The organism is Paenibacillus sp. LX16 (assembly GCF_036252815.1).
GTDB classification, from domain to species: Bacteria; Bacillota; Bacilli; order Paenibacillales; family Paenibacillaceae; genus Paenibacillus; species Paenibacillus polymyxa_B.
Genome location: NZ_CP141152.1, coordinates 3,383,965 through 3,398,733, shown reverse-complemented (window position 1 = coordinate 3,398,733; position 14,769 = coordinate 3,383,965). Strand labels below are relative to the sequence as shown.

15 protein-coding genes are annotated in these 14,769 nt (G+C 46.8%); 12 read left to right on the top strand and 3 right to left on the bottom strand.

Annotated elements, in window-relative coordinates:
• Positions 1–394: 394 nt before the first annotated feature.
• Genes trpE through T3H97_RS14865 form a run of 8 tightly spaced genes read left to right on the top strand, consistent with a single transcriptional unit; the run spans position 395 to position 8,747 of the window.
• Positions 395–1,945, top strand: coding sequence for an anthranilate synthase component I (gene trpE, locus T3H97_RS14900; RefSeq protein ID WP_039271084.1), 1,551 nt, complete (start codon positions 395–397; stop codon positions 1,943–1,945).
• 34 nt (positions 1,946–1,979) lie between these two features.
• Positions 1,980–3,026, top strand: coding sequence for an anthranilate phosphoribosyltransferase (gene trpD / locus T3H97_RS14895; RefSeq protein ID WP_328800130.1), 1,047 nt, complete (start codon positions 1,980–1,982; stop codon positions 3,024–3,026).
• Positions 3,016–3,810 carry an indole-3-glycerol phosphate synthase TrpC gene (trpC, locus tag T3H97_RS14890; RefSeq protein ID WP_328800129.1) on the top strand — a complete coding sequence of 265 codons (795 nt, stop codon included), beginning with the start codon at positions 3,016–3,018 and terminating at the stop codon, positions 3,808–3,810. The genes trpD and trpC overlap by 11 nt, the downstream gene beginning before the upstream one ends.
• Positions 3,807–4,478, top strand: a complete 672-nt coding sequence (locus tag T3H97_RS14885) for a phosphoribosylanthranilate isomerase (RefSeq protein WP_328800128.1) — start codon at positions 3,807–3,809, stop codon at positions 4,476–4,478. The genes trpC and T3H97_RS14885 overlap by 4 nt, the downstream gene beginning before the upstream one ends.
• A complete protein-coding gene (gene trpB / locus T3H97_RS14880) occupies positions 4,475–5,671 on the top strand; it encodes a tryptophan synthase subunit beta (protein ID WP_328800127.1) in 1,197 nt (398 codons plus the stop codon). The genes T3H97_RS14885 and trpB overlap by 4 nt, the downstream gene beginning before the upstream one ends.
• Positions 5,668–6,474 carry a tryptophan synthase subunit alpha gene (gene trpA / locus T3H97_RS14875; RefSeq protein ID WP_165177207.1) on the top strand — a complete coding sequence of 269 codons (807 nt, stop codon included), beginning with the start codon at positions 5,668–5,670 and terminating at the stop codon, positions 6,472–6,474. Before trpB ends, trpA begins: the two co-directional genes overlap by 4 nt.
• A 54-nt stretch (positions 6,475–6,528) precedes the next feature.
• Positions 6,529–7,632: a histidinol-phosphate transaminase gene (hisC, locus tag T3H97_RS14870; RefSeq protein WP_134904807.1), complete on the top strand. Its 1,104-nt coding sequence runs from the start codon at positions 6,529–6,531 to the stop codon at positions 7,630–7,632.
• 26 nt (positions 7,633–7,658) lie between these two features.
• On the top strand, positions 7,659–8,747 hold the full coding sequence (locus tag T3H97_RS14865; RefSeq protein ID WP_069289822.1) for a prephenate dehydrogenase: 1,089 nt from the start codon (positions 7,659–7,661) through the stop codon (positions 8,745–8,747).
• Positions 8,748–9,025: 278 nt separating this feature from the next.
• Here T3H97_RS14865 and T3H97_RS14860 read toward each other — a convergent pair whose 3' ends face one another.
• A complete protein-coding gene (locus T3H97_RS14860) occupies positions 9,026–9,640 on the bottom strand; it encodes a class I SAM-dependent methyltransferase (protein WP_328800126.1) in 615 nt (204 codons plus the stop codon).
• A 681-nt stretch (positions 9,641–10,321) separates the two neighbouring features.
• On the opposite strand from T3H97_RS14860, the gene T3H97_RS14855 reads away from it, so the two are divergent.
• The 3 genes from T3H97_RS14855 (at position 10,322) to T3H97_RS14845 (ending at position 12,214) form a co-directional block, all read left to right on the top strand.
• Positions 10,322–10,918: an RNA polymerase sigma factor gene (locus T3H97_RS14855; RefSeq protein ID WP_172828252.1), complete on the top strand. Its 597-nt coding sequence runs from the start codon at positions 10,322–10,324 to the stop codon at positions 10,916–10,918.
• On the top strand, positions 10,915–11,541 hold the full coding sequence (locus tag T3H97_RS14850) for an anti-sigma factor (protein WP_328800125.1): 627 nt from the start codon (positions 10,915–10,917) through the stop codon (positions 11,539–11,541). Before T3H97_RS14855 ends, T3H97_RS14850 begins: the two co-directional genes overlap by 4 nt.
• 70 nt (positions 11,542–11,611) lie before the next feature.
• Positions 11,612–12,214, top strand: coding sequence for a histidine phosphatase family protein (locus T3H97_RS14845; RefSeq protein WP_068941607.1), 603 nt, complete (start codon positions 11,612–11,614; stop codon positions 12,212–12,214).
• A 67-nt stretch (positions 12,215–12,281) separates the two neighbouring features.
• Here the strand turns inward: T3H97_RS14845 and T3H97_RS14840 are convergent, their stop codons facing one another.
• Both T3H97_RS14840 and T3H97_RS14835 read right to left on the bottom strand, forming a co-directional pair.
• Positions 12,282–13,166 carry an IS3 family transposase gene (locus T3H97_RS14840; RefSeq protein WP_134902449.1) on the bottom strand — a complete coding sequence of 295 codons (885 nt, stop codon included), beginning with the start codon at positions 13,164–13,166 and terminating at the stop codon, positions 12,282–12,284.
• Complete coding sequence (locus tag T3H97_RS14835) at positions 13,121–13,435, bottom strand: helix-turn-helix domain-containing protein (RefSeq protein WP_025722639.1); 315 nt, start codon at positions 13,433–13,435, stop codon at positions 13,121–13,123. Before T3H97_RS14835 ends, T3H97_RS14840 begins: the two co-directional genes overlap by 46 nt.
• A 215-nt stretch (positions 13,436–13,650) precedes the next feature.
• Between T3H97_RS14835 and T3H97_RS14830 the strand changes: the two genes are divergently transcribed.
• Complete coding sequence (locus T3H97_RS14830; RefSeq protein WP_328800124.1) at positions 13,651–14,760, top strand: hypothetical protein; 1,110 nt, start codon at positions 13,651–13,653, stop codon at positions 14,758–14,760.
• Positions 14,761–14,769 lie beyond the last annotated feature (9 nt).

Here is a 14,769-nt window from a genome sequence, read left to right as displayed (position 1 = left end):
AGAGTGCAGCCTTAGCCAATTCCATATGAGATTACAGAGACCGGCCGGAGCGGGTAAGCTTTTGTCCTTGAAGAGATATTCTTCTACAGAGAAGCTTATTTGAAGCAACCTGTGCGGTTATACAAAAGGGATGAGTGTATACTTGTCTATTTGCTGTAGTCATTTTACATATGGAGCATTCTTATAATTTCAATAACTGACAGCCTCTACCTTACCGGTAGAGGCTTTTTTACGATTATAGAATTTATAAAATTTTCAGCGGAGCTGAACAATTCTATAATCGCAAGAAAAACTTCCGCTACACGCGGTCTGGCCTCCGTGAAGGTACGTCGATAGACGTTTTTCTTATATTCTCTCCTTTGGTTCTGCGCCAATTTGGAAAGGAAGTGATCTCATGTTAACGCCGCATGTGGAGCAAGTGATAACGATGGCGAGTGAATTTAACCTGATTCCTGTATACAAAAAAGTGCTGGCTGATATGGAGACGCCGATTCGGATTTTCCGTCGGTATGCCGAGCGGGACCGTGCCTTTCTGCTAGAGAGTGTAGAGGGAGGCGAACAGTGGGCGCGACATTCATTCATCGGTACAGACCCGTTTCTAATGGTCTCGGGTAAAAAAGGACGTTTGATATTGGAACAACACGGTAAACGACAAATATTAAACGACAAGCCGATTGAAGCGCTCAAAGCATTGCTACGTAAATACCGCAGTCCGAAACTGAAAGAAATGCCTCCATTTACAGGCGGGGCTATCGGATTTTTTGGATATGACCTGCTTCAATACTATGAAAAGCTGCCAGAGCACTCGGTAGATGATTTGAATATGGATGATATTCGTTTTATGTTCTGCGATCAAGTCATTGTCTTTGATCATGTGAAACAGCAAATTTTGCTAGTTGGCAATGTTCATGTAGGTGAAGGGTTCCGCGATGAGGACATTCGTGCTGCTTATGCTGATGTGGAACGCAAGTTGGAGGAAACGGCACAGTATCTGCGCAAGCAACCTCAGCCTGAGCGATTAGGATCGGCATCCATTCCAGATGATGTGGAACTGGGTGAGATTCAATCCAATGTGACGAAGGAACAGTTTATATCAAACGTAGAGCAGGCGAAGGAGTATATCCGCTCCGGTGATATTTTTCAGGTTGTACTATCCCAGCGTTTTCACATTGATACAGAGGCCTCTCCTTTACAGGTATACCGCGTGCTGCGCACGATGAACCCGTCGCCATATATGTATTATTTGAAAATGGATGACGAGATCATCGTAGGCACTTCGCCTGAGGCACTCGTCAAGGTGGAAAACGGTCGGGTAGAAACCCGTCCTATTGCAGGAACGAGACCGCGTGGGGTAACGGAGACAGAAGATGCAGCACTTGCTGAAGAACTGTTAAACGATGAAAAAGAGCGTGCAGAACATCTGATGCTGGTCGATTTGGGAAGAAATGATTTGGGCCGTGTATCACAGTTTGGCACAGTCAAATGCGATACGTTTATGGAGATTGAACGCTACTCCCATGTCATGCACATAGTATCCAATGTGTCGGGTGAGCTACGTGAGGACAAAGATTTCTTCGATGCCTTCCTGTCTTGTCTGCCAGCTGGCACTGTATCGGGGGCTCCGAAGCTACGGGCCATGGAGATTATTGCTGAGTTGGAGCGGGAAGCACGTGGACCCTATGCAGGGGCGATTGGATATTTGGGCTTCTCGGGCAATATGGACGCTTGCATTACGATTCGCACGATTGTGTTTAAAAAGAACCGGGCCTATGTCCAGGCAGGCGCTGGAATTGTGTGGGACTCGGTTCCGGAAAGCGAGTATCAGGAGACGGTAAACAAAGCAAAGGCATTGCTGAAGGCAATCCGCACGGCAGAAGTGATGTTCCCGGCAACGACACAGCCCTATAACAGCGTCATCAACCAGGATTATTTGTATACTCCGTAACAAACAAAAATCTGATTTTGAGGAGGAGACGACAATGGAACGACATGACATGATGCAAGTGGGGTTAAGCCGGATCATGGAGGGACAGCATCTTTCGCGTACGGAGGCCCGTAGCGTAATGGAACAGATTATGAGTGGAAGTGCTACACAGGCGCAAATTGGCGGGCTGCTGACGGCTCTTCGCCTCAAAGGGGAAACGGTAGATGAAATCACTGGTTTTGCCGAGGCTATGCGTAGCTACGCTAGTCCAGTGCAAGCTGAAGAAGACAGAGGTCGCTTGCTGGACACATGTGGCACTGGAGGTTCCGGTATTCACAAGTTTAATATTTCCACGATTTCCGCGATCATCGCAGCTTCGGTGTCTGTACGGGTAGCAAAGCATGGCAATCGTTCTGCAAGTGGCCGTGCCGGAAGCGCTGATGTCCTGGAGGCATTGGGAGTCAACATTCATTTGACGAGTGATCAGGCTAGGTCATGTCTGGACCGAATCGGCATCTGCTTTTTATTCGCACAGCTGTATCATCCGTCTATGAAGCATGCCGCCGCGCCGCGTCGCGAGCTGGGTGTGCGGACGGTATTCAATATGCTTGGTCCTTTGACGAATCCGGCAGGTGCGGATCGGCAACTGTTGGGCATTTATGACGCGAGCAAAACGGAAGTCATTGCCGAGGTATTGAACCAGCTCGGCTCCAAACGGGCCATGGTTGTCAGTAGTCTGGATGGGTTAGATGAAATTAGTATTTCAGCTGCGACACGAGTATCCGAACTGAAGGACGGCAAGGTTCACACGTTCGAGCTTCATCCGTCGGATCTGGGCTTGCAGACGCATTCTCTCGATCAGGTGCTGGGCGGTGATGCACAGGTTAACGCTGATATCATACGACGAATTTTGAACGGAGAGCATGGAGCTTATCGGGATGTTGTGTTAGCCAATGCAGGAGCGTGCATTTATGTATCAGGGGCAGCAGCTACCTTGACGGACGGAGTAGCACGAGCGGCCGAAGCCATTGACTCGGGACTGGCAATTTCCAAGCTGGATCAATTAATACAGGCAACGGGGGAATATCAATATGTATCTTGACAAAATTGTGGTGACGAAGCGACAAGAAGTGGAGCAGCTTAAGAAGCATTTTCAAATAAGTAAAGCTGAACGATTAATTGCTGATTTACCTGCGACGAGAGAATTCGAAAATGCGATCGCGAGCAGACGCAATCGTCCGCTCGGACTGATTGCTGAGGTGAAGAAGGCTTCCCCATCCAAAGGGCTGATTCGACCGGATTTCCATCCGGTGGACATTGCACGTGCATATGAGGGAGCAGGAGCGGATTGCATTTCTGTACTGACAGATGTGACGTATTTCCAGGGGAGCCCTGAATATTTACAGCAAATTCGCGATCAGGTGAAGATTCCGCTGCTGCGAAAGGATTTTATCATTGATGAACGGCAAATATATGAAGCTCGTCTGCTGGGAGCGGATGCGGTGCTATTGATTGCCGCTATCCTGGAACCACGTGTATTAGGGTCCTTTTTACAGATTGCCAGGGACCTCGGGCTGGACGCATTGGTAGAGGTGCATGACAGTGAGGAGCTTAAAGCGGTGCTGGAGCTGGGGACAGCAACCTTGATTGGTGTAAATAACCGAAATCTGCGGACATTCGAGACTCGTCTCCAGACGACAGAGGAGCTGATCTCACTAATTCCTAAAGGGGTTACGTTCATCAGTGAGAGCGGAATTGCGGGACCGGAAGATGTTAATTATCTGCATTCGGTAGGTGCACACGGTATCTTGGTGGGGGAGCATCTGATGCGCAAGGAAGATGTAGGACAGGCTGTAGCCGAATTGATGGACGGGGTTAAAGCATGAACAAAACGGGCATAAAAATTTGTGGACTTCAAAGCGTTGAAGTGCTAAAATCTATGGTAAACTTACCGGTCGATTATATAGGTTTTGTGTTTGCTGACAGCAAGCGCCGGATTGACGGCGTACAGGCTGGAAAGCTGCTTCGCGTATTGGATGAATGGACCTCAGGCAGCAGACCGCGCAGCGTGGGTGTATTTGTGAACCCTGGTGATGCACTGTTAAATGATGTGATGGAGAAAGCACCCTTGGATGTCATACAGCTGCATGGACAGGAGAGCCCGCAGCGCTGTCGGGAGATTAGAGAGCATTTTGGTATACAGGTATTCAAGGCATGGTCTGTGGACAGTCAAGGACGAACAGAACGCTCGGCGGACGAATTGGATGCCTATGTCGGGATAATTGACGCTTTACTGCTGGATACATACGATCCCCTGTATGGTGGCGGCTCCGGAAAAACGTTTGCGTGGGATCGAATTCCTGCCTATCAGGCTTGGACCCATCAACATAGAATTCCTTTGTTTGTAGCCGGCGGGCTGAATGCCGATAATGCGGAAAAGCTAGTTCATGAGTATCATCCCGAAGGGCTGGATGTATCCAGTGGTGTAGAGACGAACGGAGTCAAGGACATTGCAAAAATCACAGCATTCGTAGAAAGGGTGAAGCAGGCATGACACAATTACCTGATAACAACGGACGTTTTGGAACATTTGGAGGACGTTTTGTACCGGAAACGTTGATGAACGCACTGATTGAATTGGAGGAATCCTACCGTAAGTACGCGGATGATCTCGAGTTTAAAGCAGAGTTGAACGGGCTCCTAAAGGACTATTCTGGTCGGGAAACGCCGCTTTATCATGCGGAGCGTCTGAGCCAGCATTTGGGCGGGGCTAAAATTTACTTAAAGCGCGAAGATTTAAATCATACCGGTGCCCACAAAATCAATAATGCATTGGCTCAAGGATTGCTGGCGAAGCGTATGGGCAAACAGAAGGTCATTGCGGAAACAGGTGCGGGACAGCATGGTGTCGCGACAGCGACTGTGGCTGCGTTGCTCGGATTGGAATGCAAGGTGTTTATGGGTGAAGAGGATACTGTGCGCCAGCAGCTGAACGTCTTTCGGATGCAGCTTTTAGGTGCTGAGGTCATTCCAGTGACATCGGGTACACGTACACTTAAGGATGCCGGGAATGAAGCTTTGCGTTACTGGGTCAGCCATGTCCATGATACATTCTATATTTTGGGTTCAGCTGTCGGCCCGCATCCGTATCCAATGATGGTGCGGGACTTCCAACGCGTGATTGGTGATGAAACACGTCGCCAGATCCTAGAGAAGGAAGGCAGACTTCCGGATGTCATTGTGGCAGCGATCGGTGGCGGAAGCAATGCCATCGGCATGTTTTATCCTTTTATTGAGGATCAGGGTGTCGCTTTGATTGGCGTAGAGGCCGCTGGAAAAGGTGTCGAAACGGAATTCCATGCAGCTACAATGACCAAGGGAACACAAGGGGTCTTCCAAGGCTCTATGAGTTACCTGCTTCAGGATGAGTACGGACAAGTGCAGCCTGCGCATTCCATCTCGGCTGGACTAGATTATCCAGGCGTTGGACCGGAGCATTCATACCTGAAAGATATTGAGCGGGCCCAATATGTTCCGATCACGGATCAGGAAGCGTTGGATGCGCTTCAGCTCCTCTGCCGTACTGAAGGAATACTTCCTGCATTAGAGTCGGCACATGCAGTTGCGCAGGTCGCCAAGCTGGCACCTACGTTGACGACAGATGATATTATCGTTATTTGTTTGTCTGGACGCGGGGATAAAGATGTGGATTCCATTATCAAGTATTTGGGAGGAAATCCGTCATGAATTTAATTGATCAGGCGTTTGGTCGCCTTAAAAATGAAGGCAAAACGGCATTAATTCCTTTTCTGACGGTAGGCGACCCGGATGTGGATACTACAATAGAGATCATTCGGCAGTTAGAGTCGGCCGGAGCTGACATATTGGAACTGGGTGTACCCTATTCCGACCCGCTGGCTGACGGTCCTGTCATTCAGCGTGCGTCTGAGCGTGCACTGAAACGGCAAATTTCCATCCGCACGTGCATGGAGACAGCTTCTTTGGCCAGGGCGGCAGGTTCAAGCCTGCCCTTTATTCTGTTCACGTATTATAACCCTGTATTACAGATGGGTATGGATGCTTTCTTTGCAGGCTTGCAGGAGCACGGTATCAGCGGTCTGATTATTCCGGACCTTCCGCTTGAGGAAGCGGAGGAGCTGGGAGGACGGGCAGCAGAGGTGGGTGTGCATCTGATTCCTCTGGTGGCTCCAACTTCTGAACAGCGGATCGAACGAATTGTCCGTCAGGCCCGTGGATTTGTATACTGTGTATCTTCGCTGGGTGTAACTGGGGAAAGAGCCTCCTTTTTTGAAGGTATAGAGGGCTTTATCGCGCAGGTCAAACGGCATACGGATATTCCGGTAGCGGTTGGCTTCGGGATCTCTACTCAAGAGCAGGTAGCCCGGTTTTCAAACATTTGCGATGGAGTTGTGGTCGGTAGTGCAATTGTACGTCAGGTGGAGGAGGCCATTCCATTGCTGAATGATTCTACGCGCAGGCAAGAAGGTCTTTTGCAAATTCATAATTTTGTGGCACAATTAAAGCAGTAACTGTCAAAATAGAAAGTAATAAATATGTTCTGATTGGATAGAGGAGGTAGGGGCATGCAACCTAAACCGCATATTGTACATTTGCCAGTATATCAGCCCGGTAAACCGATTGAAGACGTAAAACGTGAGCTGGGACTCGATGAAGTCATCAAGCTCGCCTCGAACGAGAATCCGTATGGTAGCTCTCCCAAAGTGTTGCAGGCCATTCAGCAGGAGTTTGCCAACATTAGTGTATATCCTGACGGAAGTGCCGTAGCTTTGACACAGGCACTAGCTAAACGGACGGGTTTAAAAGAGGAACAGTTTATCTATGGCTGCGGATCTGACGAAATTATTGCGTTGATTACGCGTGCTTTCCTCCTTCCCGGGGAAGAAAGCATTATGGCTGATCAGACATTTTCCGTATACAAAAGTAATGTGGAAATTGAGGGAGCGGTTGCAGTTGAGGTGCCTTTGCGTGACGGTGTACATGATTTGGATGCTATGCTGTCCCACATCAATGATCGTACGAAAATTATTTGGATCTGTAATCCAAATAACCCCACGGGCACGATTGTACCCGAAGCAGAGCTGATTGCGTTTTTGGACCAAGTACCAAAGCACATCATGGTTGTTCTGGATGAAGCCTACGCCGAGTTTGTGACGGATCGCTCGTATCCCGACGGCATTCGTTTGTTGCCAGCGTATGAAAACCTGGTTGTACTACGCACCTTCTCCAAAATCTATGGGCTTGCTTCGCTGCGCATTGGTTATGGTATGGGAGCCGAGTCAATCATTCGTTTGATAAATCAGGTTCGTGAGCCGTTTAATACATCACGGGTAGCGCAGGCTGCGGCCATTGCTGCCTTGGAAGATCAGGAATTTGTTCAAGAATGTCGAGATCGTAATGCAGAGGGCAGAGCTTACTTGCAAGATGAGCTCAAGCGTCTAGGACTGGAGTCTTTCCCGGCACATGGTAATTTTATTATGCTAGATGTACGTCGTCCATCCGGTGAGGTATTTCAGGAGTTGCTTCGTAAAGGTGTGATTATTCGCGCAGGTCATCACAAATATCCGACATATATTAGGGTGTCGGTTGGATCGCAGCCGCAAAATGAGTTGTTTATTCGTGCGCTGGAACAGGTCCTGGGGGCGGAAGCGGCGAAAGTACGCCTATAATTTCCGCAGATGGGATTTGATAATTGATGAAGATTGCCATTTTCGGCGTGGGACTGATTGGTGGGTCCCTCGCACTTTGTTTTAAAGGGAAGCCGGATATTACTGTTGTCGGCCACGCCCATCTCCCTGAACTGATGGAACCGATGTTAAGCCGTGGTGTCGTGGACACCGCGACTCTTTCGGTTGAAGAAGCGGCAGAGGATGCCGATTTTATTTTTTTATGCGTACCTGTGGGCTTACTGGAGCATTATCTCGAACTGTTAAGCAAGCTACCGCTTAAAACGGGTTGTATTATCACTGATGTAGGCAGCACGAAATCGGCAATTGCCAAAAAAGCATCAGAAATTTCTTTGCGCAACGCTTACTTTATCGGTGGTCATCCGATGGCCGGTTCGGAGCGTTCCGGTGTAAAGGCTGCTTCCGCATTGTTGTTTGAAAACGCATATTATGTGCTTTCCCCGGCAGAGGGTGTGCCTGAGGAAGCATACAGTTCACTGGAACGTTTATTAAAATATACTAGTGCTCATGTTGTGCGTGTCCAACCTGATATGCATGATGATATTGTCGGTGCGATTAGCCATCTTCCGCACATTATTGCAGCGGCGCTGGTGAATCAGGTGCGAAAGCACAATGATGAAAATCCGTTGTACCGTACATTGGCTGCGGGCGGGTTCCGTGATATTACACGGATAGCCTCTAGTGATCCGGTTGTGTGGCGGGACATCTTACTGAGCAATCGTGAAGTTTTACTAGGCCTGTTGGAAGAATGGAACGGACAGATTGAGCGTTTTACCCATTTACTGAGAATACAAGACGGTGAGGGAATCGCTGACGAGTTTTTGACAGCTGGGCACTTCCGCAGTGAACTGCCAGAGCGTCGTAAAGGAGTCATCGTCTCCACGTTTGATCTGTATATTGATGTACCGGATACCCCAGGGATTATCGGGCGAATTGCTATGGAACTGGGGAATCACAGCATTAATCTGAGCAATATGCAAATCATTGAAAGCCGGGAGGATGTCCCAGGCATCATGCGGCTTTCCTTCCGTCAAGAGCAGGATTGGGAGCGTGCCAAGACTCTGCTGGATTCGATGGGCTATAAAGTCGTGGTATAAGGAAGGAAAGTGTGTGTTGGTTAAAGGGGCACCGCTCCGCGATTCATTACATCTTACGATCGCTGTTGCCTGCGGATTTTCTGAATATATATTCAAAGGGGAAAGTCCGCAGGCAAAGGCGAACGCTACGCTTCTCCAGATTCAAATGAACCTCTACGCTATGGACCGCCTTAAAAGCACCACACTTTCTGGGAATGAAGTAGTAAGAAAAGATCTAAGCGGGTGAAGGTTCTCTTCGCTCGCTTTTTTGTTACTTGAAGAGGTAGTGGAGCTACGCGTTATTTTGTAATTACTATCTTTCTATACATACCGTTGAACATTATAGGTGCATCCTCTTTGATCCGCAGTTTTGTTTTTTGGGTTTCAAACAGTTCTTCAAAATTCAACCCTATATCGGTTCCTAACACCTTAATAACGGGCCTTATCGTTTTTTTGAATAATGAGGGCTTTTTTCCTTTAGGAGAAAACTTATCGAAAATAATAATTTCCCCGTCTTTTTTCAAAACCCGCACCATCTCATCGAAGCATTTATTTGCGTTAGGTACTACTGAGAGAATTAAACTTCCTACTACTATATCAAATTGCTCATCCATAAAATTCATTTGTTGAGCATCCATTTCCAAGAATTTTATGGAGTTGTTGGTAAATTTATCCTTTGTTTTGTTAAGCATTTCAGGTGAATAATCTATGGCAGTAATATCCAGCCCGTAGTGATTTATTAATTCTAAATCTGCTCCAGTTCCTACACCTACAAAAAGTATTTTTTGCTCGCTATTAAATGACTTTTCTTGAAATATAATCTTTCTAGAATTGAGGAAGCTACCTGAATTGAAAAAGTTATCATAAATTGGAGACCAAATCTTATATACAGCCTTGTTCCACTTATTATTCATTTCCTGCCCCCTATCTATTGAAAAAATTAATTATATAATAATGTGTTTTAATAGGACAACCAAATAATTGGTAAAATATTGATGTATTTTATCAACCCACATATGGGGTAGGTGAGTAAGGTAAAGAGGAGTATTGGAAAACAAAAAAAGACCACCCGGGTAAAGCCCCGGGTGGTAGCTACTTTTAGTGAAGTAGCTGAGTAGGATAGGAGTGGAGAGAAACCATACTGTACTTTTATTATATGTATACGTTTTCATTTTGTCAATATTTTTTTTAAAGCGTTTTCTTTTTGTGTATTTATCCTTATTGATGCATTTGAATAGAACACTTTCAATGGGTTTGTCATTTAATCTTGAAAAAATCTAAAATCCCCTGAAAAGCTGTATAAATGAATCAGGTGCCAGCGTTAGGGAGGCATTGGTAGAAATCGTTGGGATTTTGGACTTTTTTACTGACGGACATTTTGTGGTACAATGGGTAAGTCCATTTTGGATGTTGAATATTGTTGGGGATAGCACCGTTAATGTTGGCACTACATAGGGTAAGAAAATAACAAATGTTCCATGATGCTGTTTCATCCATTTGCGCAGAGGGCGCAACTTTTTTTGACCTGTTCGGTATATATAGACAGAATCGAACGGGAAAACAGCACATGTATGGGCGAGGAGGGTCTCACTCGGATGATGACAGATTCCCAGATGATTCAGGAAATCAAACAAGGTAATGTTGAGGTTTATTCAGAATTAATGAGGCGGCACCAACGTAAAATTTTAGCTTTTGTTTATCATATGCTGAAAAGTTCGAACCTGGAAATGATTGCTGAGGACTTGTGCTCAGAGACGTTTTATAAAGCGTATCGGAGCCTGCACTCCTTTCGCGAGGTAGACGCATCGTTCTCCACTTGGTTATATACGATTGCACGCAATACGGTGCTAAGTGAGCTTCGCAAGCACCGTAGCGGTCAGGTTCCATTGGAAGAGAGCGGTTATGTACCGGTAGCTCCATCGGATGTAATTCCGGAGCAGGCTGTCCTTCGCGGCGAGAAGGTAGAAATGGTTCGTGAAGCGATCAATAGATTGCCTGAGAAGCAGCGATCTGCACTGATATTGCGTGAATATGAGCAATTGGATTATCAGGAGATTGCGACTATTTTAGGACAGACGGTCAGTGCAGTGAAGTCATTGCTTTTCCGGGCAAGATCCAGTGTGAAGACGCAGTTGGAGCCTTATTTTTTTGAGCCTCTCTATGAGGAAAACGAAGGGATGAGCAGCCAATGAAATCCAGGGACACTGAGGATTTGTTCGTTACAGGCAAAAATGTATCGAAACAAGACTCGGAGCGCAGACGGGCCAAAAGCTCGTCTGCCGGGTGGGAGCATGGTTCGGAAGAAAATGATTGGAATTTGTCAAAAGAAAATCGATCCGCTATTCGTGACATCTCTTTTGAAATAACAGATGATAGGCTAGAGGCGATGAATCGCAGGGTCATGGATCGAATTTATGAAGAATCACCGTGGCTTGTTCCGGGCGAGCATCGTCGTGCACGTGTGAACCCAGCAGCCCGTAAGTATATGTCTGTATGGATCGCCGGCTTCTTGGCCGTATTTTTGTGCAGCTTTTTGTTTTTGAACTGGAATGGAAGCTCCTCTCAGGAAAATCCCCCTCAAGCGGCACCTGTCATGGACACGGGTATTTTACCGACAGGTCTGCTGGAAACTACAAGTACATCTCCACAATATCATTACCACATTAAAGATGTGAATAGTGGCATTATGGACCCGCTGGTTGCAAGCATTGTTCCTACTTATCCGCAATACTGGATGTTGTTGTCTGTATTGGCACTAGCGCTAGCTTTATTTTCTCTGGGCTGGATACATCGGGCGAGAAGGGTCAGAAATTAGCAGGACAGCTGGGCTCCAATATGAATTCATAACAATGCCTGAATAACAAAACAGCGGAGGAAACGACACGATGCTTATTGGCTTGATCAGACATGGATTGACGGATTGGAATGCGGTAGGGAAAATCCAGGGTCACAGTGATATTCCGTTGAATGAGGAAGGGCGTCGGCAGGCACGCTTGCTGGCAGAACGATTAAAGGAAGAGCCTTATCATTGGGACGGGCTTATTACAAGTAGTCTCTCCAGAGCGAAAGAGACCGGGGAGATTATTGCTTCTGCTCTACATCTCCCGTTGTTAGAGCCTGATGATCGACTAAGAGAACGTGCTTATGGTCAGGTCGAGGGTATGACCCAGGCCGAGCGTGAAGAAAAGTGGGGAGTCGACTGGCATCTGCTGGATCTAGGGCAGGAAAGCGATGCGGATCTTCAGCTTCGCGGGCTAGCTTTTATGGAAGCCATTTGGACGGAAAATCGGGACAAGAATCTGCTGGTCGTTTCCCACGGTGGTTTTTTGGCTAATTTGTATAAGGCTCTGTATCAGGAAAAATTCACGGAACGAATCGGCAATTTGTCACTTAGTGTACTCCAGCGTGAGGATATGGATTGGGCACCACTTTTGTATAATTGCACGAAGCATTTGCAAGAGAAAAGTGACTGTAACTCAAAAAGTTAGTAAAAGACCAAGGCTTCTACTTATCATAGTGGTCAAGACCCCATTTTATAGACACTGAAAAAAGACCCTAGGCTATAAGCTGCTTCCGATACTCTTTCGGAGGCAGCTTATTTAACTTTCGTTGTGGTCGACATTGGTTGTAAAATCGAATATATTCTTCTATTCTCCTTTGTGCCCCGTCCATATTTCGGATATCATATGGGTAGAGCCCTTCCGTTTTGAGATGCGAGAAGAAGCTCTCCATCGAGGCATTATCATAACAATTGCCTCGGCGAGACATGCTGATCCGGGCGCCAACCTTTGGCAACATGTCATGGTACGCATGGGACGTGTACTGGAATCCCTGGTCGCTGTGAACGATGAGGCCAGTCACGTCTTTTTGCTGTTTAAAGGCTTGTCGAAACGTCTGTAAAACCAGTTCGTTATCATTTCTATGGCTCATCTGGTACGCGATAATTTCGTTATTGAACAAGTCTTTAATCGCAGACAGATATAGCCAGCAATCCCCCACACGATATTGCGTGATATCTGTGACCCATTTTTGATTAGGTTTGTCCGCCTTGAAATCCTGTTTTAGCAGATTTTTCGCCACACGACCTTTCGTAGAGGAAGCATAGTTGCAGCGATGTTTCCGGCGAATTTGTGAGCGGATTCCCAAGACCTGCATGAGCCGGAGTACCTTTTTATGGTTCATCCAGACTCCATGATCGTGCTGCAAAAATAGTTGAATTTGGCGATAGCCGTAGACCCCGTTATACTGCTCATACACTTTCTTCACAAGTGCTTTCGCGTCCCGATCTCGATCTGCTCCTCTACGCTTTAAGAAGGCGTAATATCCACTTCTGGAGACTTTGAAAAGCGTACACAGTTTGCTAATAGGATAGTCTTTCGCAGCTTTCTCAATGGTTATATATTTGTGTGCTTCATCTCCTGTATCCAGATTTCCAAACACTTTTTTAGCATATCATTTTCCCGTCTCAGCTTCTGTACATACCTATCCTGATCGATATACTCCTTACGCCGTCCTCGCTGGTCCATGAGCCCGAATTCACCGAGTTGCTTGTATTTGCGCATCCATTCTTTTAATCGATGTCGATCTGCGATCCCAAACTTCTCCATGAGTCTACGATACGTCCAACCTTCTTCAATATGGAGTCGTATGGCCTCTACCTTGGTTTCAAACGTATACTCGTTAAACTTTGTTCCCTTTTTCGCCGGCATAAAAAATGCACCCCTTAGATTTCATCGGATAAACCAGGGGTTTATTCCAATGTCTATTCTAAGGGGTGCACTTCATAGGAGTCGTGGTCTTTTTTGTTTTTTAATTATACCTTTGCAAAAAAAGAGGTTTAGAGTCTGAACAATCCGTCAAAGCTGTGGGTACAACAGGTAAGAATCAATTCCGGATGACAGTCCAGTGACGAGGCGATGGAACAATGAATCTGGCGGATATGCTGACATTTGCGGATATTGTGCATTTGAACAGAATCGCGGTGTATTACGATTGTGACTGTAAACCTAATTCCAAACATGAGTTGATCCAGGGGATTTTGACGAAGCTCGGTAGCAGTAGTTTTTTTGAGACGCAGGTCAAGGAGCTGAGGTTGTCAGAGGTAAGGTTTTTGAACGCGCTGCTGTTCGATGACCGACCGTATTTCAGCATGGAGGAATTGGTTGCAATAGCCAAACAGTCTGTTGAGGAGAACGAGAATCCTGGTGAGCGGCCAAGGGATATTGTGACCCGTCTGCGTTCTAGTGGCTGGTTGTTCAACGGTTCGACGCACAATACGAGGTATTTGTTCCAAATTCCGTTGGATATGAAGGAGCGCTTTCGACGTGTTATGGTACATGACTTCCAAAACGGAATGACCCGGGTAAGCGAACCGTCGTCGTACCGAGATGAAGGGCATCTGCTGGCAGAGGATTTACGGCTTTTCCTTCAATACATGAGACAGCATGAGGTTCCGCTAAATCCCGAGGGAGCTTGGTATCGTCGCAATCAGCAGCAGCTGATGGAACATTTGCACATTGCGGAGCCGCTTTTGGGTAAGGGAGGATGGCGTTTCGGGTATGGCTCCTCTTTTAAGTTTTATCCAGACCGAATGGCACTACTGTATGATTATGCCCGTCACTCCAAGTACATTGAGGAGAAAGGGGACCAAGTTGTGCTGACGGCAAAGGGAGAAGCGCATCAGGAGCATACAATTGAGGAAGAAATGATACAGCTATTCAGGTTTTGGTTAAGATTGTATAAAGGAGCCGTACCTAATTTGCTTTCTCTAGTCTACTGGATTGGAGAATGTGCCAGGCCCTGGACGTCCTCAGAGTCGCTTTTTGTACATATCGGCCCACTGATTCGACCGTTTTACTATGATACGTCCCGTTCGGTCTTTGATCAGAGGATTATACGAATGATGCTTCACTTGGGTATGCTTCGTCAGGGTGAACATTCGACGGGACCATCTGTACAGATGACGGCCTGGGGGCTGAAGTTGGCGGGAGAGTGCCGCATTGGACGGAACGACTCGGGTATACGGCTCCATTGACAAGCAGCA